The following is a 26,184-nucleotide window of genomic DNA, read 5'->3' as shown; positions in this document are numbered from 1 at the left end:
GGAACGGTGCCGTTCGAGATCCGGACGGCACGGCTGGTGCTGGATCAGCCCCTGCCCGGCGACATCGACGACATCGCACGCTACTGCGTCGATCCGCTGTTCGAGGAGTACCTGTCGATCCCGTGGCCCTACCGCCGCGAGGACGCCGTCGGGTTCGTCGCGGAGTTCGTGCCGAAGGGCTGGCTGCGCGGCGAGGAGTGGACGTGGGCGATCCGCGAGTCCGTCGGCGGGCCCCTGCTCGGGGTCATCGGCGTGCGGATGCCGAGCGGCATGGTCGGCTTCTGGCTCGGCGCCCCGCACCGCGGGCGCGGCATCCTCCCGGAAGCGCTCGGCGCGGTCATCGACGAGGTCTTCGCCCGCGCGGACCTCGAGCGGATGCGGTGGGAGTGCGTGGTGGGCAACACCGCGTCGATGCGCGTGGCCGCCAAAGCCGGTTTCCGCTACACCGGCGAGCAGGACGGCATGATCCGCGCGCGCGACGGGGCGATCACCCGGGCGTGGACGGGGGAGCTCCTCCGCGGCGCGGACCGGGTGGAGAAGCCCGGGTGGCCTTCCGCGGGCTGAAGGGCGCCGCGCTATCCGGACGAGAGCCGCGCTGCTCAGTCGTGCGGGCGTGGCTCGATGCCCAGGCGCCGGCAGGACTCGTCGTAGAGCGCGACGATCTCGCGGCGGAGGTGCGGGCGCTCGCTGATCGGGGCGCCGGGCCACGGGACGGTGACGTCGATCTCGCGGCCGCCGACGAGCGTCGCCCGCCATGTGCCGGTGTCGCCGTCGAGGTCGGTCATGACCGATCCGACGATGTCGGCGGGCTCGATGTCCGCGGGCGCGTGGGCCCGGGCGATGAGAAGATTGTCGTCAGCGTGGTCGCCGTTCATGTGGCCGAGAACGCCCGCTCGCGCGGCGTCGTCGAAGCGATGACTCATCCCTCAACCATAGGGATCTCGGGCGGGTGTGTTTGAATGCAAGTCACGATCAGCTGGGGGTGAGGATGCACGGTCGATTCAGCGTGCGCCGGGGCGTCGTCGCGGCTGCGGCGGTCGTCGGCATGGTGCTGTCGCTCGCGGCCTGCACTCCCGATCGCAGCGTCTCGATCGATGTGCCGCCGCAGGTCGAGGGTGCATTCCCCGCGGAGACCCAGGAGCAGCTCGAGGCCGCTGTCGCGAACGCCATGTCGGCCGCCGGTGCATCCGGTGCGATCGTCGGCGTCTGGGCGCCGTGGAGCGGCTCGTGGGTGTCAGGGGTCGGCACGCAGACACCGGGCGGCGGAGGCGAGGTCACGACGGACATGCAGTTCGCCGCGGCGAAGTCGACGCGGTCGATGACCTGCGACATCCTGTATCAGATCGCCGACGAGGGGCTGGTCGACCTCGACGACTCCATCACCGAGTACGTCGCGGCTGTGCCCGACCTCGAGGGCATCACGCTGGATCAGCTGTGCGACGGAACGTCGGGCATCGGCTCGTACTCATCGCAGCTGCTGCGCATGTGGCTCGACAACCCCGACCGCCGCTGGGCGCCGCGCGAGCTGGCGGCCTTCGGCCTCGGCCAGGAGCGCACCGCCGAGCCCGGTGCGCAGTACCGCGATTCGGATGCCGGGTACCTCCTGCTGGGTCTCGCTCTCGAGCGCGCGACCGGGAAGAGCGCGGGGACGCTCGTCGAGGAGTACGTTGCCGACCCGCTGGACCTCACAGCAACCACCTTCGGTGCCCCGGACCCCGAGATCCCCGTTCTCACCGGGCTCTTCGCCCCGCAGGACGGAGATCGTCGGAACTGCCTCGACTCCCTCGACATCACTGATCTCTCCCGCACGACCGGCTTCACCGACGCCGGCGTGACGACCGACATCACCGACCTCGGACGCTATGCGCAGTCGCTCGCCACGAGCACCCTGGTCTCCGCCGAGGAGCGCCTGGAGGGCGCGCTGCCCGAGACCGGTTCGTCGCCTTCGTGGCTGACGATCGGAGGTGGCGTTTTCCAGGCCGGCTCCCTCATCGGCCAGCACGGTGTGTTCCCCGGGTACACCACTGCGGCGTACTCCGACCCCGAGTCCGGACTGACCGTCGCGCTCGTCCTCAACCAGTCCGCGGGCGGATCGGGCTTCGGTGCGCGACTGGCGTGGGAGCTCGCCGCGATCGCCTCGAAGGCTCCGGCGGCCGCCGGCCAGACGGCTCCCGCCGCCGGCCTCCCCTGGACGCCCGAGCAGTACCGCCAGGAGATCAGCGAGCGCGCAATCTGCGCCGAGCCCATCTCGTGATGCGGTGAGAGGGCCTCGGAGCGCCGCTCCCGCGGTCCTCTTCGTCGTCATCGGCCTGTCCTGCCAGGAGATCGGGGCCTCCCTCGCCGTCCTCCTCTTCCCCGAGGTCGGTCCGCTCGGCATGGTGATGCTGCGGTTGGTGTTCTCCGCCGCACTCCTCCTCGCCATCGCCCGGCCGGCCTTCCGCGGGTACGGCCGGCGGGACTGGCTCGCCGTGGCCGGGTTCGGTCTGGTCCTGGCGACCATGAACGGTCTGTTCTATCTCGCGCTGGAGCGCCTGCCGCTCGGGATCACCGTCACGATCGAGGTGCTGGGTCCGCTCGTGCTGTCGATCGTGGCGAGCAGGCGCGCGTCGGCGTGGCTGTGGGCGCTCTTGGCGCTCGTCGGAGTCGTCGCGCTCGCCGGCGGCGGCTGGGATCGTCTGGATCCGATCGGGGTCCTCTTCGCTCTGGGGGCCGCGGCCAGTTGGGCGTTCTACATCCTGGCGTCCGCGCGGGTGGGGAGAGCATTCCCGCGCCTCGACGGACTCGCGTGGGCGATGCTCGTCGGTGCGGCGATCGCGCTCCCCTTCGGCATCCTGGATGCCGGGTCCGCGCTGCTGCGGTGGGACCTCGTCGCGCTCGGTGCGGCGGTCGCGGTGCTGTCCTCGACCATCCCCTACGCGCTGGAGCTCGTCGCGCTCCGGCGTCTGCCGGCCGCCGCGTTCGCGATCCTCATGAGCCTCGCGCCGGCGACGGCCGCGCTCGCCGGCTTCGTGCTCCTCGGTCAGGAGCTGTCCCCCTGGGAGCTGGTGGGCATCGCCCTCGTCATCGGCGCCAGCATCGGTGCGGTGCGAGCCTCCGCCCGCGCGGCACGGGAGGCGGCCGAACCGCTGCCGTGAGCGCTGGCGGGGGTGCTGGAGCGCCGGCGCTGACGGGTCGGCCTCCGCGTACGCGCGGCCCGGCATCCGTGGGTCGGGGAGAATCGAGGGAGCGCGCGTCCCCCGGCGCGAGCGGATCGACGTGGAGGAGCACCATGAGCGACGTCCCCCAGACCCAGGCCCGACCGGACGAGAGTGTGCGGGCCCGCGAGTGGTCGTCGGACGAGATCGCCGGCGCGTTCGCGCGGCAGCGCCGGGCCTTCCTCGCCGAGGGGCCGCCGTCGCTCGCGGTGCGGCGTGACCGGCTCGACCGGCTCATTCTGCTGCTGACCGAGAACGCGCAGGAGTTCGGCGAGGCGATGGATGCGGACTTCGGCCACCGACCGGCGTCCGTCAGCACGCTGACCGACATCACCGGCATCCTGCTGGACATCGAGATCATCCGGCGCCGCCTCGGAGCCTGGTCGCGTCCGAAGCGGCCGCTCGCCGCGCTTCGCCCTTTCGGGCTCGCGGCGAAGGTCGAGCGCGTGCCGCTCGGTGTGGTCGGCGTCATCGGTCCCTGGAACTTCCCGCTCGGTCTCGTGGCGCAGCCGGCGGCGGCGGCCATCGCCGGGGGCAATCGCGTGATGGTGAAGTTCTCCGAGATCACGCCCCGCACCGGGGCTCTGTTCGCCGCCAAGGTCACCGAGTACTTCGGACCCGATGAGCTGATCGTCGTCACCGGCGGGTCCGCGGCGGGAGCGACGTTCAGCGGGCTCGCCTTCGACCACCTGTTCTTCACCGGGTCGCCCAAGGTCGGAGCGCTCGTCGCGGAGGCGGCGGGGAAGAACCTCGTGCCGGTGACGCTCGAGCTCGGCGGCAAGAACCCCGTCGTCGTCGCCGAGGGCGCGGACGTGGCCATCGCGGCCGAGAAGACGATGGCCGGGCGTCTCATGAACGGAGGGCAGGTCTGCCTGTGTCCGGAGGTGGTCTACGTGCCCGAACCGGTACAGGAGCAGTTCCTCGCGCGGGCGCTGCGCCGCGGGCGGGAGATCTGGGAGTCCGAGGACGGGCCGGTCTCGATCGTGAACGACGCGAACTTCGCACGCGTGAGCGCGCTGGTCGAGGATGCCCGCGCGAAGGGCGCCGAGGTGCACGAGGCCGTACCCGGTGCGATGCCGGATGCCGCGTCGCGCCGCATCCCTCCGGTCGTCGTCACGGGGGTGACGGCGGAGATGGACATCGACTCGGAGGAGATCTTCGGTCCGGTGCTGATGATGCGCACCTACCGGACGACGCGGGAGGTCGTCGAGGACGTCGCAGGGCGCCCGTCGCCGCTCGCGGCCTACTGGTTCGGGCCGCGCGGGGAGGACTTCGCCGAGTTCACCGCCCGGACGCGGTACGGAGGCATGACCGTCGACGACATCGCCCTGCATGTCGCGGTGCCGGGACTGCCCTTCGGCGGCGTCGGACAGAGCGGTTCGGGCGCGTACCACGGCCGCGCCGGCTTCGACACGTTCACCCACGCGCGCTCGACCGTGCGCACGCGGCTCGGCATCTCCATGGGGGAGGCGCTCAATCCGCCGTTCACGCAGAAGCGGGGGATCTCACCCGACCGGATGCTGGAGCGGGTGGCCCTGTCGGCGCGCCGTCGGGTGTCCGGGCGGGGGAGGAGCTGAGCACGCCAGCACCTTCGGTGCCATCGTGAGCCGTGGAGGGGATGACGGGAATCGAACCCGCGCTCTCAGCTTGGGAAGCTGATGTTCTGCCATTGAACTACATCCCCGACAGAGCGTCATCGGCGAACCGATGCAGCGCGTGGCAAGCATAACAGGGCGTCAGAACGGGGGTGGATCGCCCCCGCTCCCACACGTCGAGATCGACGTCGCGCGTCCGGCGGTGTCTCCACCCGGGAGTAACCTCGCCCGCATGCACCGCCTGAGCAGAGACGACGCACGCCGCCTCGCCGTGCGCGCGCAGCTGCTGGATGCCGAGCGCCCGGCCGACATTGTGGAGGTGGTCGAGCAGCTCGGGTCCATCAAGATCGATCCGACCGCGCTGATCGCCCCCGCCGAGCAGTTCCTGCCGTGGTCGCGCATCGGCTGGGCGTATGAGCCGGGGCACCTGCGAAAGGCGGTCGAATCCGATCGCACGATCTTCGAGTTCGACGGGTCCTTCCACGCCGCGAGCCTCCTTCCGGCGCTGGTGAGTCTCATGCGTCACCGCACCCTCCGATCCGCCGCCGCCCAGTACGTCGAGGCGAACGCCGCGTTCCGGCGCGACATCCTCGCCCGTCTCACCTCCGAAGGTCCGCTCACCGCCGCCGCCATCCCCGACACCAGCGTCGTCCAGGCGAACAACGAGAGCGGGTGGTACGGGTCGAATCAGGTGCCGCGGATGCTGGAGCTCCTGGCCGTGTGCGGCGAGGTCGCCGTCGCCGGGCGGCAGGGCCGACAGCGCGTGTGGGACGTCCCCGAGCGCGTGTGGCCGCGCGACCTCCCCGAGATCGCGCCCGACGAGGCCGAGCGGATCCTCGCCGAGCGGCGCCTGCAGGCGCACGGCATCGCGCGACAGAGATCGGCGTGGACGCGCGTCGGTGACGCCGGCGAACCCGCCGAGGTCGAGGGAAGCGGATGGAAGTGGCGGGTCGATCCGGCCGCGCTCGCCGCCCTCGACGACGATCCCGGCGGTCGCGCGGCGATCCTGAACCCCTACGACCGCGTGCTCTTCGACCGCCCACGCCTGGCGGAGCTGTTCGACTTCGCCTACATCTCCGAGCAGTTCAAGCCGAAGGCCGAGCGGCTGTACGGCGCCTTCGCGCATCCGATCCTGATCGGCGACCGCTTCGTCGGACTTCTCGACGCGCAGCTCGACAAGAAGAAGGAGAACCTCGTTGTGACCGCCGTCCACGAGCTCCTCCCGTTCGACGACGAGGAGCGCGCGATGGTGGATGCCGAGATCCGCGAGCTCGCCGACTGGCTCGGCGTAGGCTGGCCCCGTGCTGCTGAGTGATCGCGACATCCGCCTCGAAGTCGAGTCCGGGCGCATCGGCCTGTCCCCGTGGGATGCGCAGATGGTTCAGCCCTCGAGCGTGGACGTGCGGCTCGACCGCTACTTCCGGCTGTTCGACAACCACAAGTACCCCTTCATCGATCCCGCGCAGGATCAGCCGGACCTCACCCGGCTCATCGAGGTCGACCCGAGCGAGCCCTTCGTCCTGCATCCCGGCGAGTTCGCCCTCGGGTCCACCTTCGAGCAGGTGAGCCTCCCCGACGACGTCGCGGCGCGCCTGGAGGGCAAGTCCTCGCTCGGACGTCTCGGGCTCCTCACGCACTCGACCGCGGGCTTCATCGACCCGGGCTTCTCCGGGCACGTCACCCTCGAGCTCTCCAACGTCGCGACCCTCCCGATCACCCTCTGGCCGGGGATGAAGATCGGTCAGCTCTGCTTCTTCCGGCTCTCCTCTCCGGCCGAGAACCCCTACGGCTCCGGCCCCTACGGCAACCGCTATCAGGGCCAGCGCGGACCGACCGCCTCCCGCTCGGCGCAGAACTTCCACCGCACCGACGTCGGCGAGACGGATGCCGGATCCCGCGGGGCCTGAGACTGACGCCCCGCGCGAGTACTCAACCCGCGCTGACTAGTCAAGCCGTTGCTCGCGGCCGAGGCGAGGCGAAGGATGAGGGCATGCCCGCACTCTTCATCCTCATCATCGTCGTCGGTATCGTGCTCCTCCTCCTGGGTCTGTTCGTCGAGGCGGTGAAGTTCCTGCTGTGGCTCGGAATCGTGATCGTCGTCATCGGCGTCATCGCGTGGCTGCTGCGCTCGATCACGGGTCGCAATCGCGCGTAGACGGCCCCCGGCTACTCTGGTGCGGTGAGCAGCCAGACGCACGATCCGACGTCCGACATGCCCGCCGACCAATCGGCGGCTGCCGATCCATCCCCCGAGGGAGCAACGGCAGCCGATCTTGACGCCGACGTCGCCGACCCCGTCATCCCTGCCGAGGTCGCGACCTCCGGTCCCCGCGCCCGCGCCACCCCGTGGGTGATCTGGCCGGCTGCGATCGTCGTCGCGATCTTCAGCGCCTTCGCGATCAGCTTCCCGGCGGCCGCGGAGGCGGCGTTCGGCGCGATCCAGACGGTCGTGGTCAACACCTTCAGCTGGTACTACGTCCTCATCGCGGCGTTCTTCGTCGTGTTCGCGCTGTTCATCGGCTTCAGCCGCTACGGCGACATCAAACTCGGGCGGGATGACGAGGAGCCGGAGTTCTCCTTCCTCAGCTGGGTGTCTCTCCTCTTCGCCGCGGGCATGGGCATCGGCCTGGTCTTCTACGGCGTCAGCGAGCCGCTCAGCCACTACGTCGACCCGAAGCCCGGTGTCGAGGGCACCCCCGCTCAGCTCGCGCAGTTGGCGCTCACGCAGACCTACCTGCACTGGGGTGTGCACGCGTGGGCGATCTACGTCGTGGTGGGCCTCGCTCTCGCGTACGCGATCCACCGCCGCGGACGCCCCCTGTCGATCCGCTACGCCCTCGAGCCCCTCATCGGCCGCCGGGTCAAGGGCGGCTGGGGCAACACGATCGACACCGTGGCCCTCGTCGGCACGCTCTTCGGCGTCGCGACCTCCCTCGGCCTCGGTGTGCTCCAGATCGGTGCGGGCCTCAGCGCCGCGGGCATCATCGACGAACCCAGCCTCGTCGTCCACATCGCGATCATCACCGTCGTCACCGTGGCCGTGCTCGGCTCAGTGCTCTCGGGGCTCACCCGCGGCATGAAGTGGCTCTCCACCGCGAACCTGATCCTCGCCGGCATCCTGCTCCTCTTCATCCTCATCGCGGGCGACACGACCTACCTCCTGCGCGAGTGGGTGCAGTCGATCGGCGCCTACCTGCAGAACTTCATCGGCCTCAGCTTCTCGGTGAGCGCGTTCCAGGGGGAGGCGGGCCAGGAGTGGCAGGCCGCCTGGACGGCGTTCTACTGGGGCTGGTGGATCTCGTGGGCACCCTTCGTCGGGGTCTTCATCGCGCGCGTCAGCCGCGGGCGCACCGTCCGTCAGTTCGTCATGGGCGTCCTCATCGTCCCCACCCTCGTCGGCATCCTCTGGTTCGCCGTCCTCGGCGGATCGGCGATCAAGATCGAGATGGACCAGCCCGGGGCACCGACCCCCGGCGGCGAGGTGGATGTCGAGGGCAGCCTGTTCGAGCTGTTCACCTACCTCCCCGGCACGCTCGCGCTCACGATCGGGGCGATCGTCCTGGTGGCGATCTTCTTCGTCACCTCGGCCGACTCCGGCGCCCTCGTGATGGGCATGCTCGCCACGGGCGGCAACCCCGAGCCGTCGCGGCCGGTCCGCACGCTCTTCACCTTCGCCACGGCCATCCTCGCGGTCGCGCTGCTCATCGCCGGTGGGCTCAACGCGTTGCAGACCGCGGCGATCCTCATCGCCCTGCCGTTCAGCGTCGTGATGCTGCTGATGTGCTGGTCGACGATCATCGCCTTCCAGCGCGAGCGCAGGCTGTACGAGCGCGCACGTCGGCGGCAGTTCGTCGATGAGATCGGCGACCACTACGGCCTCGAGGTCGAGTCGCCGAACGAGTCGGGCCTGCGCTTCCCGTCGTGGCTGCGTCGGTCGCGGGCCCCGAAGTAGCGCTCAGTCCTTCAGGCGCTCCTGCGCGGCGCGCACGGGCAGAAGCATCACGAGGCCGAGCAGCAGCACCAGCACGATGCCCAGGATGCCGAAGGCCGCCGCGCCGCCAATGGTGACGAAGAGGGCGAACATCGTCGGGGCGAGGAACGACACGGCGCGGCCGGTGGTGGCGTAGAGTCCGAACACCTCGCCCTCCCGGCCCGGCGGGATGATGCGGGCGAGGAACGTACGCGATGCCGACTGCGCCGGCCCGACGAAGAGGGTGAGTGCGAGTCCGGCGGTCCAGAAGACGATCTGTCCGCCGTCCCGCAGGAAGAACACCAGGAGCCCGGAGATCACCAGTCCCGTGAGCGCCGCCACGATGACGGGCTTCGCGCCGAGCCGGTCATCGAGCGCGCCGACGGCGATCGTCGAGATTCCCGCGACGACGTTCGCCGCGATGGCGAAGATGATCACCTCGCCCGGCGAGAACCCGAAGACGGATGCCGCGAGCACGCCGCCGAACGTGAAGACGCCCGCGAGCCCGTCGCGGAAGACGGCGCTCGCGAGGAGGAACCAGACGGTCGGGCGCGACTCGCGCCAGAGGCGCGCGACATCGCGCCCGAGCCGCGCGTAGGACGCGAAGAATCCCACCTTCTCGCGGCGCGCACCGGCACCGCGGTACTCGGGCACGGCGAACAGGACCGGAATGGCGAACAGACCGAACCATGCGGCCGACACGATCATCGCGATACGCACCGGGAGGCCGTCCTCGTCGGGGACGCCGAAGAGGCCCTGGATGAAGCCGAAGTAGACGATGAGGAGCAGCACGATGCCGCCGATGTATCCCATGCCCCAGCCGAAGCCGCTGACCCGCCCGATCGAACGCGGCGTGGACACCTGCGAGAGCATCGCGTTGTAGTTGACTCCGGCGAACTCGAAGAACACGTTGCCCGCCGCGAGCAGGAAGAGGCCCAGCCAGAGGAAGGACGGGTCGGGGCGGACGAAGAACATCGCCGCGGTGAGCGCGACCACTAGGTAGGTGTTGACCGCCAGCCACAGTTTCCGGCGACCAGAGGTGTCCGAGCGCTGACCGGTGATCGGGGCGAGGAGCGCGATCAGCAGACCGGCCGCAGCAAGGGCCCAGCCGAGCTGAGCTTCGACGGTGCCCTCCGGCCCGAAACTCGAGCTGGTCAGGTAGACGGCGAAGACGAAGGTCGTCACCACGGCATTGAACGCCGCGGACCCCCAGTCCCACAGCGCCCAGGAGAAGACCTGCCTCCGCGGCACGGGGGTGTCGTCGAGGCCCTCGGTCTGCAGCGCCGCGGTCGACAGGATCGGCGTGTTCACGGAGGGCTGCTCACCGTCGGGCGCGGAGTGACTCATGTCGGCACGCTAGCGCGATCCGGTGAACGGGCGGTAGACCGTGGGCCCCGCGCGCGGATGCGGAGATGCGCACGATGACGGACCGGGTTGGCCCGCGGCATCCGTGATCCTGCACATCACCGTGATCCTGCACGGGGTGGCAACGCCCGTCGTGGTGCGCGCACCAGGTCAGCTGAAGTTGAGCCGACTCATATCAAGTTCATTTGACATGCCGAACGGGCGGGAGTAACGTTGAGCCATCGCGACTCAGGTTCCTCGGAAGAGGTCGGAGAACGCGAGCGGACTTCCATCAACCCGGACCCGTGGGTCCACACAGAAGGAGAGAAACACATGGCACGTGCTGTGGGCATCGACCTCGGAACGACGAACTCCGTCGTGAGCGTCCTCGAGGGTGGCGAGCCGAAGGTCATCGCCAACGCCGAAGGCTTCCGGACCACCCCCTCGGTGGTCGCCTTCACCAAGGACGGCGAGGTGCTCGTCGGCGAGACCGCCAAGCGCCAGGCCGTCACCAACGTCGACCGCACCGTCTCGAGTGTGAAGCGCCACATCGGCACCACCTGGGGCTTCGACGTCGACGGCAAGAAGTGGACGCCGCAGGAGATCTCCGCGCGCATCCTCCAGAAGCTCAAGCGCGACGCCGAGCAGTACCTCGGCGACACGGTGACGGATGCCGTCATCACCGTCCCCGCGTACTTCAACGACGCCGAGCGCCAGGCGACGAAGGAGGCCGGCGAGATCGCGGGCCTGAACGTCCTGCGCATCATCAACGAGCCCACCGCGGCCGCCCTCGCCTACGGTCTCGACCGCGGCAAGGAGGACGAGCTCATCCTCGTCTTCGACCTCGGTGGCGGCACGTTCGACGTCTCGCTGCTCGAGGTGGGCAAGGACGACGACTTCTCCACGATCCAGGTGCGCTCGACCTCGGGTGACAACCGCCTCGGCGGTGACGACTGGGACCAGCGCCTGGTGGACTACTTCATCAAGCAGTTCAAGGACACCACCGGTGTCGACGTCTCCGGTGACAAGATCGCGCTCCAGCGCCTGAAGGAAGCGGCCGAGCAGGCGAAGAAGGAGCTGTCCAGCTCCACCTCGACCTCGGTCAACCTCCCCTACCTGTCGCTGACCGACTCCGGCCCGGTCTCGCTGTCCGAGACCATCACCCGGGCGAAGTTCGAGGACCTCACCAAGGACCTCCTCGACCGCACCAAGAAGCCCTTCGAGGACGTCATCCGCGAAGCCGGCATCAAGGTCGGCGACATCGACCACGTCGTGCTCGTGGGTGGATCGACCCGCATGCCCGCCGTCGCCGAGCTCGTGAAGAAGGAAGCCGGCAAGGAGCCCAACAAGGGCGTGAACCCGGACGAGGTCGTCGCCGTCGGCGCCGCCCTCCAGGCCGGTGTCCTCAAGGGCGAGCGCAAGGACGTCCTCCTCATCGACGTCACCCCCCTGAGCCTCGGCATCGAGACCAAGGGCGGCATCATGACGAAGCTCATCGAGCGCAACACCGCCATCCCGACCAAGCGGAGCGAGACCTTCACCACCGCTGACGACAACCAGCCGTCGGTCGCGATCCAGGTCTTCCAGGGCGAGCGCGAGTTCACCCGCGACAACAAGCCGCTCGGGACGTTCGAGCTCACCGGCATCGCCCCCGCCCCCCGCGGCATCCCGCAGGTGGAGGTCACCTTCGACATCGACGCGAACGGCATCGTGCACGTCTCGGCGAAGGACAAGGGCACCGGCAAGGAGCAGTCGATGACGATCACCGGCGGTTCGTCGCTGCCGAAGGACGACATCGAGCGCATGGTCCGCGAGGCGGAGGAGCACGCCGCCGAGGACAAGAAGCGCCGCGAGGCCGCCGAGGTCCGCAACCAGGCCGAGACCCTGGCGTACTCGATCGACAAGCTCATCAAGGAGAACGAGGACAAGCTCCCCGCCGACGTCAAGGAGTCGGTCCAGGCCGACGTCGACGCGCTGAAGACCGCGCTCGCCGGTGACGACGACGACGCCGTGAAGACCGCGTTCGACACGCTCAACGCCTCGCAGGGCAAGATCGGCGAAGCCATCTACCAGGCCTCGCAGGCACAGGGCGAGCAGGCGGGCGACGCGCCGGCCGGCGAGTCCGCCGACGGCACCTCCTCCACCGCGGATGAGGATGTCGTGGACGCCGAGGTCGTGGACGACGAGGACGAGAAGAAGTAATCATGACGGACAAGGACTTCGACAACGAGGTCCCCGGCGGCGAGGACCCGGAAGCGCAGGCTTCCGGGTCCGACCCGCAGGTGGGCCGGAACGACGACGACACGGGCGCCACGAGCGTGCCGGGCGACCTCGATGGTGACGAGCTCACCGTCGATGACATCCTCGGCGCCGACCAGAACGTGGACGCCGCCGCGGAGGACGCGGTGCTCGCCGATCTCGAGTCGCAGCTGCTCGGCGACCTGAAGCGCCTGCAGGCCGAGTACGCCAACTACCGTCGGCGCACGGAGGACCAGCGGGAGATCGAGATCGCCCGCGCCAAGGGATCCGTCGCCAAGGGGCTCCTGCCCGTGCTCGACGACCTCGACCGCGCCGCCAAGCACGGCGACCTCACCGAGGGGACCCCCTTCGCTGCGATCGCCGAGAAGCTCCGGGGCGTCGCTGAGCGGATGGGACTTGAGACGTACGGTGCCGCCGGCGAGGTCTTCGACCCGCAGCAGCACGAGGCGATCTTCCAGGCGCCGACCCCCGGTGCGACCGAGGCGACGATTCTCGAGGTGGTCGAGATCGGCTACCGCCTGGGTTCCGTCGAACTGCGACCGGCCAAGGTCGTCGTCGCCGTTCCCGCGGAGTAGACCGGAGGATCCATGGCCAGTCAGGACTGGTTCGAGAAGGACTTCTACGCCACGCTCGGCGTGGCCAAGGATGTCACGGCATCCGACCTGAAGAAGACCTACCGCAAGCTCGCCCGCACGTACCACCCGGACTCCAACCAGGGGGATGCGAAGGCGGAGGCGAAGTTCAAGGAGATCAGCGAGGCGTACGCCGTGCTCTCCGACCCCGAGCAGCGCGAGGAGTACGACCAGATGCGCGCCATGGGGTCGGGCGCCCGCTTCACCGCGGGTGGCCAGGGCGCGGGGGGATTCGAGGACGTCTTCAGCCAGTTCGGTCAGGGCCGCGGCGGCGGTCGCTACCAGACGCAGGACTTCGAGGACATCTTCTCGATGTTCAACCAGGGCGGGTCGGGCTTCGGCTCGGGCCGGTTCGGGCAGTCCACGGGCGGGTTTCGCGGCTACGGGGGCCCCACCCGGGGCGCCGATGTGACCGCGCGCACGACGATCGACTTCGTCACCGCGACAAAGGGTGAGACCATCTCGCTGCAGGGCGAGGACGGCAAGCCGTTCAAGGTCAAGATCCCCGCGGGGGTCTCGGACGGTCAGAAGATCCGGCTCCGCGGCCGCGGCCGTCCGTCGCCGGACGGCGGCGAGAGCGGCGACGTCGTCGTCTCGGTCACCGTGCGACCGCACCCCGTCTTCACGCGCGACGGGCTGAACCTGCGGGTGACGGTGCCGGTGACCTTCACCGAGGCCGCCCTCGGCGCCACGATCGAGGTGCCGACGCTCGGTGGCGACCCGGTGAAGCTCCGCGTCGCGCCCGGTACCCCGTCAGGTCGGGTGCTGCGCGTCAAGGGGCGCGGGGTGGAAACCGCCAAGGGTCACGGCGACCTTCTCGCCGAGGTGCAGGTGGCGGTGCCCACTCACCTCGACGACCGTGCCCGCGAGGCTCTGGAGAAGTTCCACGAGCTCGAGCCGAAGGAGAACCCGCGCGCCGACCTCATGGCCAAGGCGCGCGGCTGAGATGACCGCTCCGCAGCAGGCGATCCGGCGAGAACAGGACGATTGTGCCGCGATCGTCCTGTTCTCGCCGGATCCCCTGTTCTGACCGATCCGACACGAAGGAGGCGGCGTGACCGACCACATCGACGACGAGGCCCCGATCTTCGCGATCGCCGTGGCCGCGGAGCTGTCGGGCATGCATCCGCAGACCCTCCGCCAGTACGATCGGCTCGGTCTCGTTGTCCCCGCACGCACGCAGGGCGGGTCGCGTCGGTACTCGCTCCGCCACGTGGAGCAGCTTCGCGAGGTCGCCCGTCTTTCCGCGGACGGCATGAGCCTTCCCGCGATCGCGCGCCTCATCTCGCTCGAGCAGCAGGTGCACGACCTGCGTCGCCGCGTCCGCGACCTCGAGCAGCAGCTCGACCGCGAGCGCCAGTCCCGCCCCGGTGCCCGCGTCTTCGCCGCCGGGCCGTCCGGGTCGGTGGTCACCCTCCGTCACGGCGCGCGGGTCCGCCGCGCCACCGAGCTCGTCGTGTGGCGCCCGCGCCCGGCGCCCCTCGAGGAGGACCCGCGCCGCGAGGGCTGAGCGGGTCAGGCCGCTCTGCGGTGCTTACGAAGCGTGACATTGTCTGCGTATTCTGTTAACAGTCGACAGGAGACGAAGATGACCCTCACGGTGCAACGCGCAGCGTCGCTCGGACAACAGATCGCGGATATCCTGCGTCGTCGCATCGTGCGCGGCGAATTGCAGCGGGGGGACAGGCTCACCGAGGAGGGTCTCGCCGAGGAGTTCCGCGTCAGCCGGGGCCCCGTGCGCGACGCCATCACGCAGCTCAGCTTCGAGAAGCTCGTCGAGGTGCACAAGCCCAGGGGCATCTACATCACCGGCCTCACCGATGACGATGTCGAGCAGCTGTACAGTCTGCGCGCCGCGTTGGAGCAACTGGCCGTGCAACGGGCCATGAGGGTGGTCGACGACACGCGATGGCGCACGGTGCGCGAAGCGGTGAGCAGGATGCTCGACGCTGCCGACCGCGGCGATCACCCCGACTTCCTCGCCGCCGACCTCGAGTTCCACTCGCAGATCTACCAGCTGTCCGACCATCCGCGTCTGGTGGCCGCGTGGGAGCAGTACCTGCCGACCTTCACGGCTCTGCTGGATGTGACCATCAATCACGACGAGGACCTGCACGACTCCGCCGCCGATCACGACCGGCTGTACTCGGTGATGCGGTCGGGAGACTTGAATGCGGCGTCCGCAGTGATGGCCGAGCATCTGGAGGGTGCGGCGGGACGCATGCGGGATGAGATAGCGGCACGTCAGCGCGCATAGTGTTGACTGTTAACAGTCAACACTGATACGGTCGGTTTCGTCGACAACAGGGTCGACCACGCACCCAGAGGAGCAACGATGCCCCGTTCGCGCATCTCACGCCTCGCCGGCACCACCGCCGCGATCGTCACCATCGCCGTTGCGTTGTCGGCCTGCACCAAGGTCGACGAGTCCGGCGACGCAGCGACGAGCTTCCCCGAGAAGGATCTTCGCCTGATCATCCAGGCCAATCCCGGCGGCGGTTCCGACCTGTCGTCGAGGGCGCTCGCCAACGAGCTCGAGGACATCCTCGGGGTCAGTGTCATTCCCGAGAACATGCCCGGAGCGGCTGGCGCGCTCGCCATGGAGTACGTCGCAGCACAGCCCGCCGATGGCTACGTGATCGGTTTCGCCCCGGTCGAGATCGCGATGCTGAACACGACCCAGGGTGCCGATGTGCTCCCCGAGAACTACTCCATGCTCGGGCAGATCATGCTTGCCCCCGGCGTCGTGACGGTCGGAGCGAACAGCGACATCCAGACGCTGGAGGATCTCGTGGCGTCGGCATCGGATGGCAGCGTCACTGTCGCGAACTCGGGCGCGGGTTCGATCTGGGAGGCGGCGACGCTCGGGCTCGCGGCAGAATCCGGCGGCTCGTTCACTCCCGTCCCCTACGACGGTGGCGCCACCGCCGTTTCCGCGGCGGCCTCCGGCGAGACAGACGCCGCGGTGTCCGGTCTCGGCGAGGCCCTGGCGCAGGGCGAGGCAGTGCGCATCCTCGCCGTGCTCAACGATGAGCGTCATCCTGACGCGCCCGACGTCCCCACGGCAGAAGAGGCGATCGGCGCCGACGTCATCTTCGGCGGATGGGGCGGCATCTACGCGCCCAAGGACCTCCCCGAGGACGTGAAGGCGACCCTCGAGTCCGCCGTCAAGGAAGCAGTGGAGTCCGAGTCCTACCAGGCGTTCCAGGAGGACGCCGGGAACCTCGTCGTCTACCGTGACTCGACGGAGTGGACGGCATTCGTCGATGAGCAGTTCGCGCTCTTCAAGGACCTGCTGGGCTGACCCCGCTTCGGGGGCCGGACCCGGCCCCCGAAGCACCTCCCCACGGCGGAAGAAGCGGAAGATGACTTCACCGGATTCCCGTGTCCCGGCGGCGGCTGATCCCGCCACGGGCATGCACGACGACCACGCACCTGCTCGGGCTTCCCGCCCCCTGGAGATCGCCTTCGCGTTGGTGGCCCTGGCCATCAGCGGCGGCTACCTCGCCTTGGCGACGAGGATCCCGCTTCGTCAGGAGGCGGCGGCGGGACAGATCGACGCACGATTCTGGCCCACCGTTCTGGGGGTGAGTGCAGTGGCGGTCGCCGTCGCGCTCCTCGTGATCGCGCTCCTGCGTCCACCGCTCTCGCGGGAGGACATCGAGGCGATTCAGCCGTACGGGGTGGCCCGCGTCGTCCTGACGAGCGCGTTGACCCTGCTGTACGTCGGCGCATGGACCGTGTCATCGGTCGTGTTGCTCGGATATCGCATCGAGCTGTTCCCGATCGCGACCGCTCTCTTCATGATCGCTCTCATGCTCGTCTACGGGCAGCGGAAGTGGCTCGGTCTCATCCTGTACCCGGCTCTCGTCACCGGATTCATCTATGTCCTGTTCGGAATGCTGCTGAGGGTCCCGCTATGAACGCACTCTTCGACGGGGTTGGAGCGCTTCTCGACGTCTCCGTCCTCCTGTACATGCTCATCGGGCTCGCGCTCGGGTTCCTCGTGGGCGCTTTCCCGGGGATCACCGCGACAATGGCTGTCGCCCTCGCTGCCGGCTTCACGATGACCCTCGAACCCGTGCAGGGCCTCGCGGTCCTGCTGACGATCTACGTCGCAGCGAACTTCGGCGACCGAGTGCCCGCGATCCTCGTGAACACCCCGGGGACACCCGCATCGATTGCGACCACCCTCGACGGGTACCCGATGGCGAAGCAAGGGCGTGCGGGCCTCGCGCTCACGATCTCGGCCATCGTGTCAGCGATCGGCATCCTCGCCTCCCTCGTTCTCTTCGCCGTCGCTGCCGTCCCCGTGGCCTCGTTCGCTCGGGACTACTTCAAATCCCCCGAGCTATTCGCGCTGGTCGTCTTCGGCATCGCGATCATGATCGGCATCTCGTCGAAGTCGATGCTCAAGGGCATCCTCGCGGGGTTGCTCGGGCTCATGCTGGGGACGGTCGGAACGTACGCGGCGACAGCGGATCAGCGGTTCACCTTCGGTGTCCTCGAGCTCGTCGAGGGATTCAACTTCATCGCAGTCATCATCGGGCTCTTCGGCATCGCCGAGCTGTTCGACCAGCTCTTGACGCACGCGCCGAGCAAAGTACGCCCGATCTCCAGCCTCGGTCGCTGGTGGCCCAACCGCGCAGAGATGCGACAGACCCGGCGCGCACTCGCCGTCTCGGGCGGAGTCGGCCTGGGTGTCGGTCTCGTACCGGCCGCCGGTGGCGACATCGCCGGTCTCATCGGCTGGGAGCGGGCTCGCAAGGTCTCCAAGAATCCCGATCAGTTCGGTAAGGGATCGATCGAGGGGATCACCGCGTCTGACACGGCCTCCAGCGCGACGCTCGGCGGCTCACTGACGACGACCATGGCCCTCGGCATCCCGGGGGACTCGGTGATGGCGGTGATGATCGGCTCGATGATCATCTGGGGCATCACCCCGGGCCCCACCCTGTTCTCGCAGCGACCCGATCTCGTCGTCTCGATCACGGGGATCATGCTGATCGCCACCGTGTTCGCGCTTGCGCTCAGCCTCGTGCGGATGCGTGGAATGGTGAAGCTCCTCGACGTCCCGCGGCCGTACCTATGGAGCGGCATCCTCGTCTTCTGCATCATCGGCACCTACGCAACCTCCAACAGCCTGTCGACGGTGATCACGATGCTCGTCTTCGGCGTGATCGGTCTCCTCCTCAAGCGCCTCTCGGTGCCGGCGGGGCCTGTCGTGCTGGGGTTGCTCCTGGGGCCGCTCGCTGAAGAGAACCTCTCGCGCACCCTCGCGATCCTGCCGACGCGACCGTTCTTCGAGGTCGTGAGCCCGATCGCGATCGCGCTGCTCATCCTCGCGGTCCTGTCGATCGTGGTTCCAGTCATCAGAAAGGCCCGGACCGGGACGAAGGGATCGTTCGCCGACTCGATCCTGGACGACGCCACCGTGGCTGACATCGAGGAGAAGCATCGCGTGTTCGACGCCATGCCCGACCCCAAGACCGGGATCGTGCGCACGTACGAAGGCGACGAGGTTCCCTCGCCTCGCCGCACGAATAAGGAGAAGAAGAAGTGATCCGTCGTGACATCGTCACAGCCATCCCGACGAGCTTCCGCCGCGACGGCTCCCTCGACGCCGAAGGGACGGCGGAGATCTTCCGGTACGTCGCCGCGTCCGGAAACGAGGGCGCCTTCGTCCTCGGCACCACCGGGGAGTTCCCCGCCATCGATGACGCGGAGTTCACTGAGATCACCAAGGCGGCGATGGATCACCTCGCTCCTCATATGCGTGTCATCGTGCACGTGGGTCAGCCGAGCTCCTATGAGGCGGTGCGCCGCGTCGAGGTCGCGCGCGAACTCGGCGCGACCGAGTTCGCGGCTCTCACCCCGTACTACCTCTCCGTATCGGAGGACGCCGTGTATGACTACTTCGTCGCGATATCGGAGGCCGTGGGCACCGGAGATCTCTACGTGTACATCTACCCGAAGCGCAGCGGCATCGCCGTGAGCCCCGCGCTGCTGGGTCGTCTCGCCCAGCTGCCCAACGTCGTCGGAGCCAAGATCAGCGAGATGTCGCTGGAGGACATCGCCGCATATCGCGAAGTCGTTCCGCAGGAGTTCATCATCTACACCGGTGCGGACAAAGACCTCATCGCAGCAGGAGCGGTCGGCGCGCACGGGGTGGTCTCCGGCGTGTCCTCCGTCCTCCCACGCCCGTTCCGTGCCCTCGCCGCTGCGGCGGCGACCGGATCCGCCGAGGAGGTCGCCGCTGCTCAGAGCGCTGTCGACGATGTCGTCGCCGTCATCGGAGGCGACATGGCTCGAATGAAGGCGGCGTACCGAATCATGCGCATCGCCGACGGCGTCTGCCGAATGGCGTTGACGGAGCCCGACGCGAGGGCCATGCAGGAGATCGAGCGTGTCGTCGCCGAGTACCGCTGAGGTGAGCTCCCCCGCGGTAGTCGTGCTGGGCAGCGCGAACATGGACCTCGTCATCCGGCAGACCCGGGCCGCGCGTCCAGGCGAGACCGTCTTCGGCAAGAGCTTCGGCTCGGGAGCAGGCGGGAAGGGCCTCAATCAGGCTGTCGCTGCCGCCCGCGCAGGGGCGAGCGTCGGGCTTCTCGCAGCTGTCGGCGACGATGACTTCGGAGTGCGCCTGCGGACATTCCTCGCAGAGCAGGATGTCGACACCCGCGGGGTGTCGGTGGTGACGGAAGCGACGGGCGTCGCGTCCATCACGGTCACGGACGACGGCGAGAACTCCATCGTGGTCGTTGCAGGGGCGAACGCGGCGTCCGAGCTGAGTGAAGAGGATCGAGCGGCGATCGCCCGCGCGACCTACCTGGTCGTACAACTCGAGCGCCCGATCCGACTCGTGGAGGAGGCGCTGAAGGTCGCCCGTGCTCATGGCGTCGCGACCGTCTTGACACCGGCTCCTGTCGTCGAGGGCGTGCGAGACCTTATCGAGCTCTGCGACATCCTGATCGCCAACGAGATCGAGGCGGTGTCGCTCGCGGCTACGGACGATCCGCACGTTGCCGCGCAGATTCTGAGTCGGGAAGCCGGTCGCGTGGTCGTCACCCTCGGCGCACGCGGCGCGCTTCTCGCGCAGGATGGGGTGATCGCCCGGGAGATCCGCGCAGTCGCCGTGGACGTGGTCGACACGACCGGCGCGGGCGATACGTTCGCAGGAGTCCTCGTCGCGATGCTCGCTGAAGGTCGTGACTTCGGCGACGCTATGGATGCGGCGACACGCGCCGGCGCTCTCGCCGTCACCCGCGAGGGAGCAGCCGCCTCGATGCCGCTGCGCGCCGAGTTCGACGGAGCACCGGCACCGATCCAGACCGATCGATGAGCGCCCCCGTCACCCTGGGCGTCGATATCGGCACGTCCAGCAGCAAGGGTGTCCTCGTCGACGGGGCCGGGCGGGTCATCGCGTCGGTGAGCGTCCGCCATGCTGTCGAACGTCCCCGCCCTGGTTGGGTCGAGATGGAGGGGCTGACGTGGTGGGCGGAGTTCGTCGAGCTCGTACACCGGCTTATGGAGCACCCCGCGTCTACTGGGCGTGAGATCGCCGCCGTCGGCGTCAGCGGTATGGGACCATGTGTCCTCTTGACCGATGCGAGGAACCGCCCCGTTCGACCGGCCATCCTCTACGGAGTGGACACGCGTGCCGCCGCGCAGATCGACCGGCTCACGGACGAGATCGGCGAAGACGAGATCGTGCGCGTCGGCGGATCCCGCCTGAGCTCTCAGGCTGCCGGCCCGAAGATCAGCTGGATCGCCGAAGAAGAGCCGCAGGTCTACGCGCGGGCTCGAAGACTCTTCATGCCCGCGTCCTGGCTGGCCCATCAGCTCACCGGTGCATATGTGCTCGACCATCAATCGGCCAGCCAGACCACGCCGCTCTACGACGTGGAGGCCGAGGGTTGGCATGACGGGATGTGGGCTCGCTATGCGCCCGGCATCGAGCAGCCCGAGCTGCGGTGGTCGGGCGAGACCGCCGGGGTGGTCAGCCCTGAGGCATCCGAGCAGACCGGCATCCCCGCCGGGACCCCGGTGATCACCGGGACGATCGATGCCTGGACGGAAGCAGTGAGCGTCGGAGGGCACGGCGAGGGCGACCTCATGCTGATGTACGGAACGACGTTGTTCCTCATCGCGACCGGCCCGGTCGCTCTGCGCACCCCGTCGATGTGGACGACCGCAGGAGCATTCCCCGGTACCCGGAACCTCGCCGGAGGACTTGCCGCGTCGGGTGCCCTGACCGATTGGGTGAAGGACCTCACCGCATCCGACTACGCGCGCCTCCTCGCGGAAGCGCAGGCCTCAGGTATCGGTGCTCGAGGTCTCCTGATGCTGCCCTACTTCTCCGGCGAGCGGACGCCGATTCTCGATCCCGACGCTCGAGGTGTGGTCGCCGGTCTCACTCTCGACCATGGCCGAGGCGACCTGTATCGCGCGGCGCTGGAGGCGACGGCGTTCGGTGTGCGACACAACGTCGAGACGATGCGCGCCGCGGGTGCCGACATCCGCCGCGTCGTCGCTGTCGGCGGCGGGACGCAGGCTCGGCTCTGGCTACAGATCGTCTCGGACGTGACGGGTCTCATTCAGGAGATCCCGACCGTCACGCTCGGAGCAAGCTACGGTGCCGCCTTCCTCGCCGCGGGCGTGGTTGCGTCCGAGAGCGGGCGTCCGCCCTGCATCGACGCATGGAACCCGACGGCTCAGAAGATCATCCCGGATCCGGCTTCCCGTTCCGCCTATGACGAGCTGTACGCGATGTACCTCGACCTCTACCCCGCCACAAGGCACATCACCCACGCCCTCGCTGCCCGCCAGCGCGGCTCCGCCCCGATCCGTCTGGAGACACCATGAGCTACACCTTCCCCGCCGTCGCCGAACGTCCCGTCAGCGACCCGAGGACCGCATACCTCATCGCTTCGGGCGATCTGCGCGAGTCTGCCAACGTGGCGGGCTGGCCCACACAGGTCGAACTCGAGTCAGCGGTCACCGCAGTCCTGGTCGAACTCGGCTGGCGGGTCATCCGCGCGAACGATGTCGACCCGGAGACGGGCCATGGCTTCATCTCGAGTCAGCGGATGGGACTCGAGGTGTTCAAGAACATCCCCGACGATGCCCCGTTGATCGTCGCTGAGGCGGTATGGCAGTACTCGCATCATGTCCTTGCAGGTCTGCGCACCCACCGCGGTCCGATCCTCACGGTCGCGAACTTCGCTGGGGAATGGCCGGGGTTGGTGGGCCTCCTCGGACTCAACGCGGGTCTGACGAAGATGGGCAAGGGCTACTCCACCCTCTGGTCTGTCGACTTCACCGACGAGTGGTTCAGGAGCGGCCTGCGCGAATGGACCGAGACCGGGCGCATCCGCCACGACGCGTCGCATGTGCGTGCGCTTCCTCCCCTGCCGGACACCGCCGAGGTCGCGCTCGGCCAGGCCCTCGGCGATCAGATGCTCCGGGACAAGGCGATCATCGGGGTGTTCGATGAGGGCTGCATGGGAATGTACAACGCGATCTTCGACGACGAACTCCTCAACGCGACCGGTATCTACAAGGAGCGCCTCTCTCAGTCGGCCCTGTACGCCGAGATGCTCACGGTGACCGACCCGGAGGCGGACGCCGCGCACGACTGGCTGATCGACCGTGGCATGACTTTCGTCTACGGGAGTGATTCCGCCACCGAACTGACGCGTGACCAGGTCCAGTGGCAGCTCAAGATGTACATCGCCGCCCTCCGGATCGCCGACGACTTCGGCCTGGATGCCGTCGGCATCCAGTACCAGCAGGGGCTGAAGGATCTCGTGCCGGCATCCGACCTCGCCGAAGGCATCCTCAACTCCACGGAGCGCCCTCCCGTCTTCTCCCGCGACGGGCGGCGCGAGCTCTTCGCGGGCCGCGCGTTTCCGCACTTCAATGAGGCGGACGAGGGTGTGGCCGTCGATGCCTTGGTCACCGACAGAGTGTGGACGGCGATGGGTCTCGTCCCCGACAACACGTTGCACGACGTGCGATGGGGGGAGCAGTACGGGGACGATTTCGTCTGGGTCTACGAAATCTCCGGTTCGGTGCCCGCGTCCCACCTGGGCGGCTGGGACAAGGCGGAGGGGTGGCGTCAAGGTCACGTGTTCTTCCCCGCCGGCGGGGCGACGATCAACGGCGTCAGCATGCCGGGGGAAGTCGTGCTGTCGCGCGTCTTCATCGCCGATGGCATCCTGCAGGCTGATGTGTTCCGTGCTTCCGTCATCGAACTCCCGGAAGAGGAGACACAGCGTCGCAAGCAGGCGACGAACCCGGAGTGGCCCATCGCTCACGTGGTTCTGCACGACGTGAGTCGCGACCAATTCATGGCGCGACACAAGGCGAACCACGTCCAGATGGTCTACGCCCCCAGCGCAGACCTCGCTGACCGGGCCCTTCTTGCCAAGGCGGCGATGTTCGACCGGATGGGGATCGTGGTGAATGTGGTCGGCCGGGTCTCGATCTTGGAGGAGGACCCGCGCCGCGAGGGCTGACCTCACCTTCCTTCCCCGCCGCCGTCATCACGGTTAGGTCACGAAAAGTCGCGCGGATGTCGTGCTCTCGACAGTCCATGCGGCAGAAACGACCGATCGTGCATCGACCGCGGTCGGCGACCCGCGTCCGTGGAAATCTCGTGTCGTCTCCCGCGAACGTACGGCGTGCGATCGCATCGCGATCCGGCACTTACGGGGAGACGGGGCCCCAGTGTCGGGGCTCGCGCTCGAGCGCAACTACGCGCGCGGGTGTTGTCGATGAGGAAGGGATTGGCCAAAGATGGCCCTGCCAAAGAAAGGCATCGCAACGATCACGGCGGTCGGCGTTGCGGTCACACTCACGGGATGCACGTTCGGATCCGAGAGCGCAGAAAGCGCGGACTACACCACGCGTGAGGCGTCGGACGGCACGACGGACTTCGTCGTGGTGTCCAACCCCGGTGGCGGCGCAACACTCTCCTACGCCGCTGACGGACCGATCGAACTGGTCGAGGTGGACGACAACGGTTCGACCCTCGCCTTCAAGGATTTCAACGGAAACGGCGAGCTCGACGACTTCGAGGACTGGCGACTCGACGCGAGCGAGCGTGCGGCTGCCTATGCCGAGACCCTCTCTGCCGAGCAGATCTCGGGGCTGATGCTGTTCAGCTCCCACGAGCGTTCGCCGGGAGACGGGCTCACCGACGCCCAGAAGACCTATCTCGAAGATTCCCACCTGCGGAACGTGCTGAACGCCGGCGGTTCCGACGTCGAAGAGAACGTCACGTGGGTCAACGAGGTCCAGGCGCACGTCGAGACTCTGACGAGTGCGGATGCGCCCTATATCCCGGCGAACTTCTCCTCGGACCCTCGGTCGGAGGCTCAGTCGGGCTCGAGCTATACGGGTGAGTCGACCGGAGTCTCGCTCTGGCCGTCGGTCCTGGGGCTCGCCTCCACCTTCTCGCCGGAGACGATCGAGGAGTTCGGTCGCGTCGCTTCGCAGGAGTACCGCGCGCTCGGCATCTCCAACGCCCTCAGCCCGCAGATCGACCTCGCCACCGAGCCCCGATGGCTCCGCGTCTCGGGCACCCTCGGGGAGAATGCCGAGCTCGCCCAGTCCCTCGCGGCAGCGTATGTCGAAGGATTCCAGAGCACCTACAGCGAGGACGGGGAGAACCTCGGCTGGGGCCTGGACTCGGTGCCCACGACCATCAAGCACGCGCCGGGCGACGGCGCTGGCGAGGGCGGCCGCGAATCGCACACGAACGTCGGCAAGTACGCCGTCTTCCCGGGCGGCAACCTCGACGAGCACGCCTCAGTGTTCGCGGCCGCCAAGGACTCCCTCGGCATGATGACCAACTACTCGATCGTGCTGGATGCCGACGGCAACCCCGTTCTCGGCGACGAGCCCGTCGGCACGGCCTACAACGGCGACGCGTTGTCGTACATCCGCGATGATCTCGGTTTCACCGGTGCCATCGTGACCGACTGGGGGGTCATGGTCGGCTCGAACGACCCGGAGGCCTTCATCGCGACCGCGTGGGGCGCGGAGGACATGGAGCCCGTCGAGCGCTACTTCGCCGTGCTGAACAACGGCGTGGACATGTTCGGCGGTGTCAACGACGCCACGAACATCCTCGCGGCCTACGACCTGTGGCAGGAGCGCTTCGAGGCAGGCGAGCTAGAGATCGATGCGGACACGCGGTGGACGGAATCCGGTGCGCGGATCCTCACTGCCTACTTCGCACCGGGCCTGTTCGACAGCCCGTTCGTCGATCTCGATCGGTCTCTCGAGGTCGTCGGCAGCGATGCGAACGTAGAGGCGGGTTTCGCCGCGCAGCTCGACTCGGTCGTCATGCTGAAGAACGACGGTGTCATCGCGGCGGATGCCGACTGGTCCGACAAGACCGTTTACATCCCGCACACCTTCGATCTCGGTCACGCGGGCCTGTTCGGTCCGCCCGCCTACACGGAGGGCGCGACGCTCAACCTCGAGGTCGCGGAGGAGTTCTTCGGCACGGTCGTCACCGACACCGTCGAGTACGACGACGAGGGCAAGGTCATCTCGATGACGGCACCCGACCTTTCGGACGTCGACGGTGTGTTCGTCGGTCTGCGTTCACCCAACAACGGGGAGCCCTTCTCGGCGGCGGGCGTGGATGCGGAAACCGGCGAGTGGTACCCGTTCTCGCTCCAGTGGGCGCCGTACACCGCTGACGGTGAGAACGTGCGGATCACCTCCATCGGCGGCGACATGATGGCGGACGGAAGCAAGGAGAACCGCTCCTATGTCGGGAACACGTCCCGCATCTCGAATGCCGCGGACATCGACGCGTTCAACCGCGCGATCACCGCGATCGCGGATGCCGGCGTCGACATCCCGGTGATCACCGTCGTCAAGGCGAACAACCCGGTCGTTCCGGCCGAGTTCGAGGCGCAGTCGGATGCGGTGCTGGTCGGATTCGGCGTCAGTGATCAGGCCACCCTCACCGTCGCGACCGGCGGCTACGAGCCCCAGGGACGCCTGCCGATCGGATTCCCGATCGACATGGATGCCGTGGAGGCTCAGCAGGAGGACGTCGGCGAGGACATGACGACCTACGTCGACGCGGCAGGAAACGACTGGAAGTTCGGCTTCGGGCTGAACTACGCGGGATCGATCGCCGAGTAGGGCGAGACGGCCACCGGACG

Annotated in this window: 23 protein-coding genes and 1 tRNA gene; 21 read left to right on the top strand and 3 right to left on the bottom strand. The window is 68.4% G+C overall.

Annotated features, from left to right (window positions below; all coding sequences use genetic code 11):
- Positions 1–6: 6 nt before the first annotated feature.
- Positions 7–564 carry a GNAT family N-acetyltransferase gene (locus ABXJ56_RS06110; RefSeq protein ID WP_353998823.1) on the top strand — a complete coding sequence of 186 codons (558 nt, stop codon included), beginning with the start codon at positions 7–9 and terminating at the stop codon, positions 562–564.
- Positions 565–599: 35 nt separating this feature from the next.
- On the opposite strand, the gene ABXJ56_RS06105 is transcribed toward ABXJ56_RS06110, so the two are convergent.
- On the bottom strand, positions 600–923 hold the full coding sequence (locus tag ABXJ56_RS06105) for a DUF2470 domain-containing protein (RefSeq protein WP_353998822.1): 324 nt from the start codon (positions 921–923) through the stop codon (positions 600–602).
- Positions 924–988: 65 nt separating this feature from the next.
- On the opposite strand from ABXJ56_RS06105, the gene ABXJ56_RS06100 reads away from it, so the two are divergent.
- The 3 genes from ABXJ56_RS06100 to ABXJ56_RS06090 all read left to right on the top strand — a co-directional run bounded on the left by ABXJ56_RS06100 (position 989) and on the right by ABXJ56_RS06090 (position 4,771).
- A complete protein-coding gene (locus tag ABXJ56_RS06100) occupies positions 989–2,254 on the top strand; it encodes a serine hydrolase domain-containing protein (protein ID WP_353998821.1) in 1,266 nt (421 codons plus the stop codon).
- A gap of 4 nt (positions 2,255–2,258) precedes the next feature.
- Positions 2,259–3,134, top strand: coding sequence for an EamA family transporter (locus ABXJ56_RS06095; RefSeq protein ID WP_353998820.1), 876 nt, complete (start codon positions 2,259–2,261; stop codon positions 3,132–3,134).
- Positions 3,135–3,268: 134 nt separating this feature from the next.
- Positions 3,269–4,771 (top strand): aldehyde dehydrogenase family protein, encoded by a 1,503-nt coding sequence (locus ABXJ56_RS06090; protein ID WP_353998819.1) that lies wholly within the window; start codon positions 3,269–3,271, stop codon positions 4,769–4,771.
- Between the two features lie 33 nt (positions 4,772–4,804).
- On the opposite strand, the gene ABXJ56_RS06085 is transcribed toward ABXJ56_RS06090, so the two are convergent.
- Positions 4,805–4,878, bottom strand: a tRNA-Gly gene (locus ABXJ56_RS06085).
- 143 nt (positions 4,879–5,021) lie between these two features.
- On the opposite strand from ABXJ56_RS06085, the gene ABXJ56_RS06080 reads away from it, so the two are divergent.
- From ABXJ56_RS06080 to ABXJ56_RS06065, 4 genes are all read left to right on the top strand, one after another.
- The gene (locus ABXJ56_RS06080) at positions 5,022–6,104 is read left to right on the top strand and encodes a DNA glycosylase AlkZ-like family protein (RefSeq protein WP_353998818.1); all 1,083 of its coding nucleotides are present in this window, start codon (positions 5,022–5,024) and stop codon (positions 6,102–6,104) included.
- A complete protein-coding gene (gene dcd, locus ABXJ56_RS06075) occupies positions 6,091–6,696 on the top strand; it encodes a dCTP deaminase (protein WP_353998817.1) in 606 nt (201 codons plus the stop codon). The genes ABXJ56_RS06080 and dcd overlap by 14 nt, the downstream gene beginning before the upstream one ends.
- 83 nt (positions 6,697–6,779) lie before the next feature.
- Positions 6,780–6,944, top strand: coding sequence for a hypothetical protein (locus ABXJ56_RS06070; protein ID WP_353998816.1), 165 nt, complete (start codon positions 6,780–6,782; stop codon positions 6,942–6,944).
- Positions 6,945–7,001: 57 nt separating this feature from the next.
- Positions 7,002–8,741: a BCCT family transporter gene (locus ABXJ56_RS06065; protein WP_353999974.1), complete on the top strand. Its 1,740-nt coding sequence runs from the start codon at positions 7,002–7,004 to the stop codon at positions 8,739–8,741.
- Positions 8,742–8,744: 3 nt separating this feature from the next.
- Here the strand turns inward: ABXJ56_RS06065 and ABXJ56_RS06060 are convergent, their stop codons facing one another.
- Positions 8,745–10,106: an MFS transporter gene (locus ABXJ56_RS06060; RefSeq protein WP_353998815.1), complete on the bottom strand. Its 1,362-nt coding sequence runs from the start codon at positions 10,104–10,106 to the stop codon at positions 8,745–8,747.
- A gap of 330 nt (positions 10,107–10,436) precedes the next feature.
- Here ABXJ56_RS06060 and dnaK point away from each other — a divergent pair, with 330 nt between their 5' ends.
- From dnaK to ABXJ56_RS05995, 13 genes are all read left to right on the top strand, one after another.
- Entirely contained in the window at positions 10,437–12,305 is a 1,869-nt protein-coding gene (gene dnaK, locus ABXJ56_RS06055) for a molecular chaperone DnaK (protein WP_353998814.1), read from the top strand.
- Between the two features lie 2 nt (positions 12,306–12,307).
- A complete protein-coding gene (locus ABXJ56_RS06050; RefSeq protein ID WP_353998813.1) occupies positions 12,308–12,937 on the top strand; it encodes a nucleotide exchange factor GrpE in 630 nt (209 codons plus the stop codon).
- 12 nt (positions 12,938–12,949) lie between these two features.
- Positions 12,950–13,939, top strand: a complete 990-nt coding sequence (locus ABXJ56_RS06045) for a DnaJ C-terminal domain-containing protein (protein WP_353998812.1) — start codon at positions 12,950–12,952, stop codon at positions 13,937–13,939.
- A gap of 109 nt (positions 13,940–14,048) precedes the next feature.
- On the top strand, positions 14,049–14,504 hold the full coding sequence (locus tag ABXJ56_RS06040; protein ID WP_353998811.1) for a heat shock protein transcriptional repressor HspR: 456 nt from the start codon (positions 14,049–14,051) through the stop codon (positions 14,502–14,504).
- A gap of 78 nt (positions 14,505–14,582) precedes the next feature.
- On the top strand, positions 14,583–15,251 hold the full coding sequence (locus tag ABXJ56_RS06035; RefSeq protein ID WP_353998810.1) for a GntR family transcriptional regulator: 669 nt from the start codon (positions 14,583–14,585) through the stop codon (positions 15,249–15,251).
- 78 nt (positions 15,252–15,329) lie between these two features.
- Positions 15,330–16,298 carry a tripartite tricarboxylate transporter substrate binding protein gene (locus tag ABXJ56_RS06030; protein WP_353998809.1) on the top strand — a complete coding sequence of 323 codons (969 nt, stop codon included), beginning with the start codon at positions 15,330–15,332 and terminating at the stop codon, positions 16,296–16,298.
- A gap of 61 nt (positions 16,299–16,359) precedes the next feature.
- Positions 16,360–16,917 (top strand): tripartite tricarboxylate transporter TctB family protein, encoded by a 558-nt coding sequence (locus ABXJ56_RS06025; RefSeq protein WP_353998808.1) that lies wholly within the window; start codon positions 16,360–16,362, stop codon positions 16,915–16,917.
- Complete coding sequence (locus tag ABXJ56_RS06020; protein WP_353998807.1) at positions 16,914–18,557, top strand: tripartite tricarboxylate transporter permease; 1,644 nt, start codon at positions 16,914–16,916, stop codon at positions 18,555–18,557. Before ABXJ56_RS06025 ends, ABXJ56_RS06020 begins: the two co-directional genes overlap by 4 nt.
- Positions 18,554–19,423, top strand: coding sequence for a dihydrodipicolinate synthase family protein (locus tag ABXJ56_RS06015; protein WP_353998806.1), 870 nt, complete (start codon positions 18,554–18,556; stop codon positions 19,421–19,423). The genes ABXJ56_RS06020 and ABXJ56_RS06015 overlap by 4 nt, the downstream gene beginning before the upstream one ends.
- Entirely contained in the window at positions 19,401–20,336 is a 936-nt protein-coding gene (locus ABXJ56_RS06010; RefSeq protein WP_353998805.1) for a ribokinase, read from the top strand. Before ABXJ56_RS06015 ends, ABXJ56_RS06010 begins: the two co-directional genes overlap by 23 nt.
- Positions 20,333–21,859: an FGGY-family carbohydrate kinase gene (locus ABXJ56_RS06005; RefSeq protein ID WP_353998804.1), complete on the top strand. Its 1,527-nt coding sequence runs from the start codon at positions 20,333–20,335 to the stop codon at positions 21,857–21,859. Before ABXJ56_RS06010 ends, ABXJ56_RS06005 begins: the two co-directional genes overlap by 4 nt.
- Entirely contained in the window at positions 21,856–23,514 is a 1,659-nt protein-coding gene (locus ABXJ56_RS06000) for a fucose isomerase (RefSeq protein ID WP_353998803.1), read from the top strand. The genes ABXJ56_RS06005 and ABXJ56_RS06000 overlap by 4 nt, the downstream gene beginning before the upstream one ends.
- A gap of 280 nt (positions 23,515–23,794) precedes the next feature.
- Entirely contained in the window at positions 23,795–26,164 is a 2,370-nt protein-coding gene (locus ABXJ56_RS05995; RefSeq protein WP_353998802.1) for a glycoside hydrolase family 3 N-terminal domain-containing protein, read from the top strand.
- Positions 26,165–26,184 lie beyond the last annotated feature (20 nt).

It is taken from the genome of Microbacterium aurantiacum, from assembly GCF_040532595.1.
Taxonomy (GTDB): domain Bacteria; phylum Actinomycetota; class Actinomycetes; order Actinomycetales; family Microbacteriaceae; genus Microbacterium; species Microbacterium chocolatum_B.
This window is presented reverse-complemented; position numbering and strand designations above follow the sequence as displayed.

Bases quoted from the DNA above. Each gene is read 5' to 3' on its own strand.
- ABXJ56_RS06105 (WP_353998822.1), bottom strand. From the start codon at position 923: ATGAGTCATCGCTTCGACGACGCCGCGCGAGCGGGCGTTCTCGGCCAC.
- ABXJ56_RS06100 (WP_353998821.1), top strand. From the start codon at position 989: ATGCACGGTCGATTCAGCGTGCGCCGGGGCGTCGTCGCGGCTGCGGCG.
- ABXJ56_RS06090 (WP_353998819.1), top strand. From the start codon at position 3,269: ATGAGCGACGTCCCCCAGACCCAGGCCCGACCGGACGAGAGTGTGCGG.
- ABXJ56_RS06080 (WP_353998818.1), top strand. From the start codon at position 5,022: ATGCACCGCCTGAGCAGAGACGACGCACGCCGCCTCGCCGTGCGCGCG.
- ABXJ56_RS06070 (WP_353998816.1), top strand. From the start codon at position 6,780: ATGCCCGCACTCTTCATCCTCATCATCGTCGTCGGTATCGTGCTCCTC.
- ABXJ56_RS06065 (WP_353999974.1), top strand. From the start codon at position 7,002: ATGCCCGCCGACCAATCGGCGGCTGCCGATCCATCCCCCGAGGGAGCA.
- ABXJ56_RS06060 (WP_353998815.1), bottom strand. From the start codon at position 10,106: ATGAGTCACTCCGCGCCCGACGGTGAGCAGCCCTCCGTGAACACGCCG.
- dnaK (WP_353998814.1), top strand. From the start codon at position 10,437: ATGGCACGTGCTGTGGGCATCGACCTCGGAACGACGAACTCCGTCGTG.
- ABXJ56_RS06050 (WP_353998813.1), top strand. From the start codon at position 12,308: ATGACGGACAAGGACTTCGACAACGAGGTCCCCGGCGGCGAGGACCCG.
- ABXJ56_RS06045 (WP_353998812.1), top strand. From the start codon at position 12,950: ATGGCCAGTCAGGACTGGTTCGAGAAGGACTTCTACGCCACGCTCGGC.
- ABXJ56_RS06035 (WP_353998810.1), top strand. From the start codon at position 14,583: ATGACCCTCACGGTGCAACGCGCAGCGTCGCTCGGACAACAGATCGCG.
- ABXJ56_RS06030 (WP_353998809.1), top strand. From the start codon at position 15,330: ATGCCCCGTTCGCGCATCTCACGCCTCGCCGGCACCACCGCCGCGATC.
- ABXJ56_RS06025 (WP_353998808.1), top strand. From the start codon at position 16,360: ATGACTTCACCGGATTCCCGTGTCCCGGCGGCGGCTGATCCCGCCACG.
- ABXJ56_RS06020 (WP_353998807.1), top strand. From the start codon at position 16,914: ATGAACGCACTCTTCGACGGGGTTGGAGCGCTTCTCGACGTCTCCGTC.
- ABXJ56_RS06005 (WP_353998804.1), top strand. From the start codon at position 20,333: ATGAGCGCCCCCGTCACCCTGGGCGTCGATATCGGCACGTCCAGCAGC.
- ABXJ56_RS06000 (WP_353998803.1), top strand. From the start codon at position 21,856: ATGAGCTACACCTTCCCCGCCGTCGCCGAACGTCCCGTCAGCGACCCG.
- ABXJ56_RS05995 (WP_353998802.1), top strand. From the start codon at position 23,795: ATGGCCCTGCCAAAGAAAGGCATCGCAACGATCACGGCGGTCGGCGTT.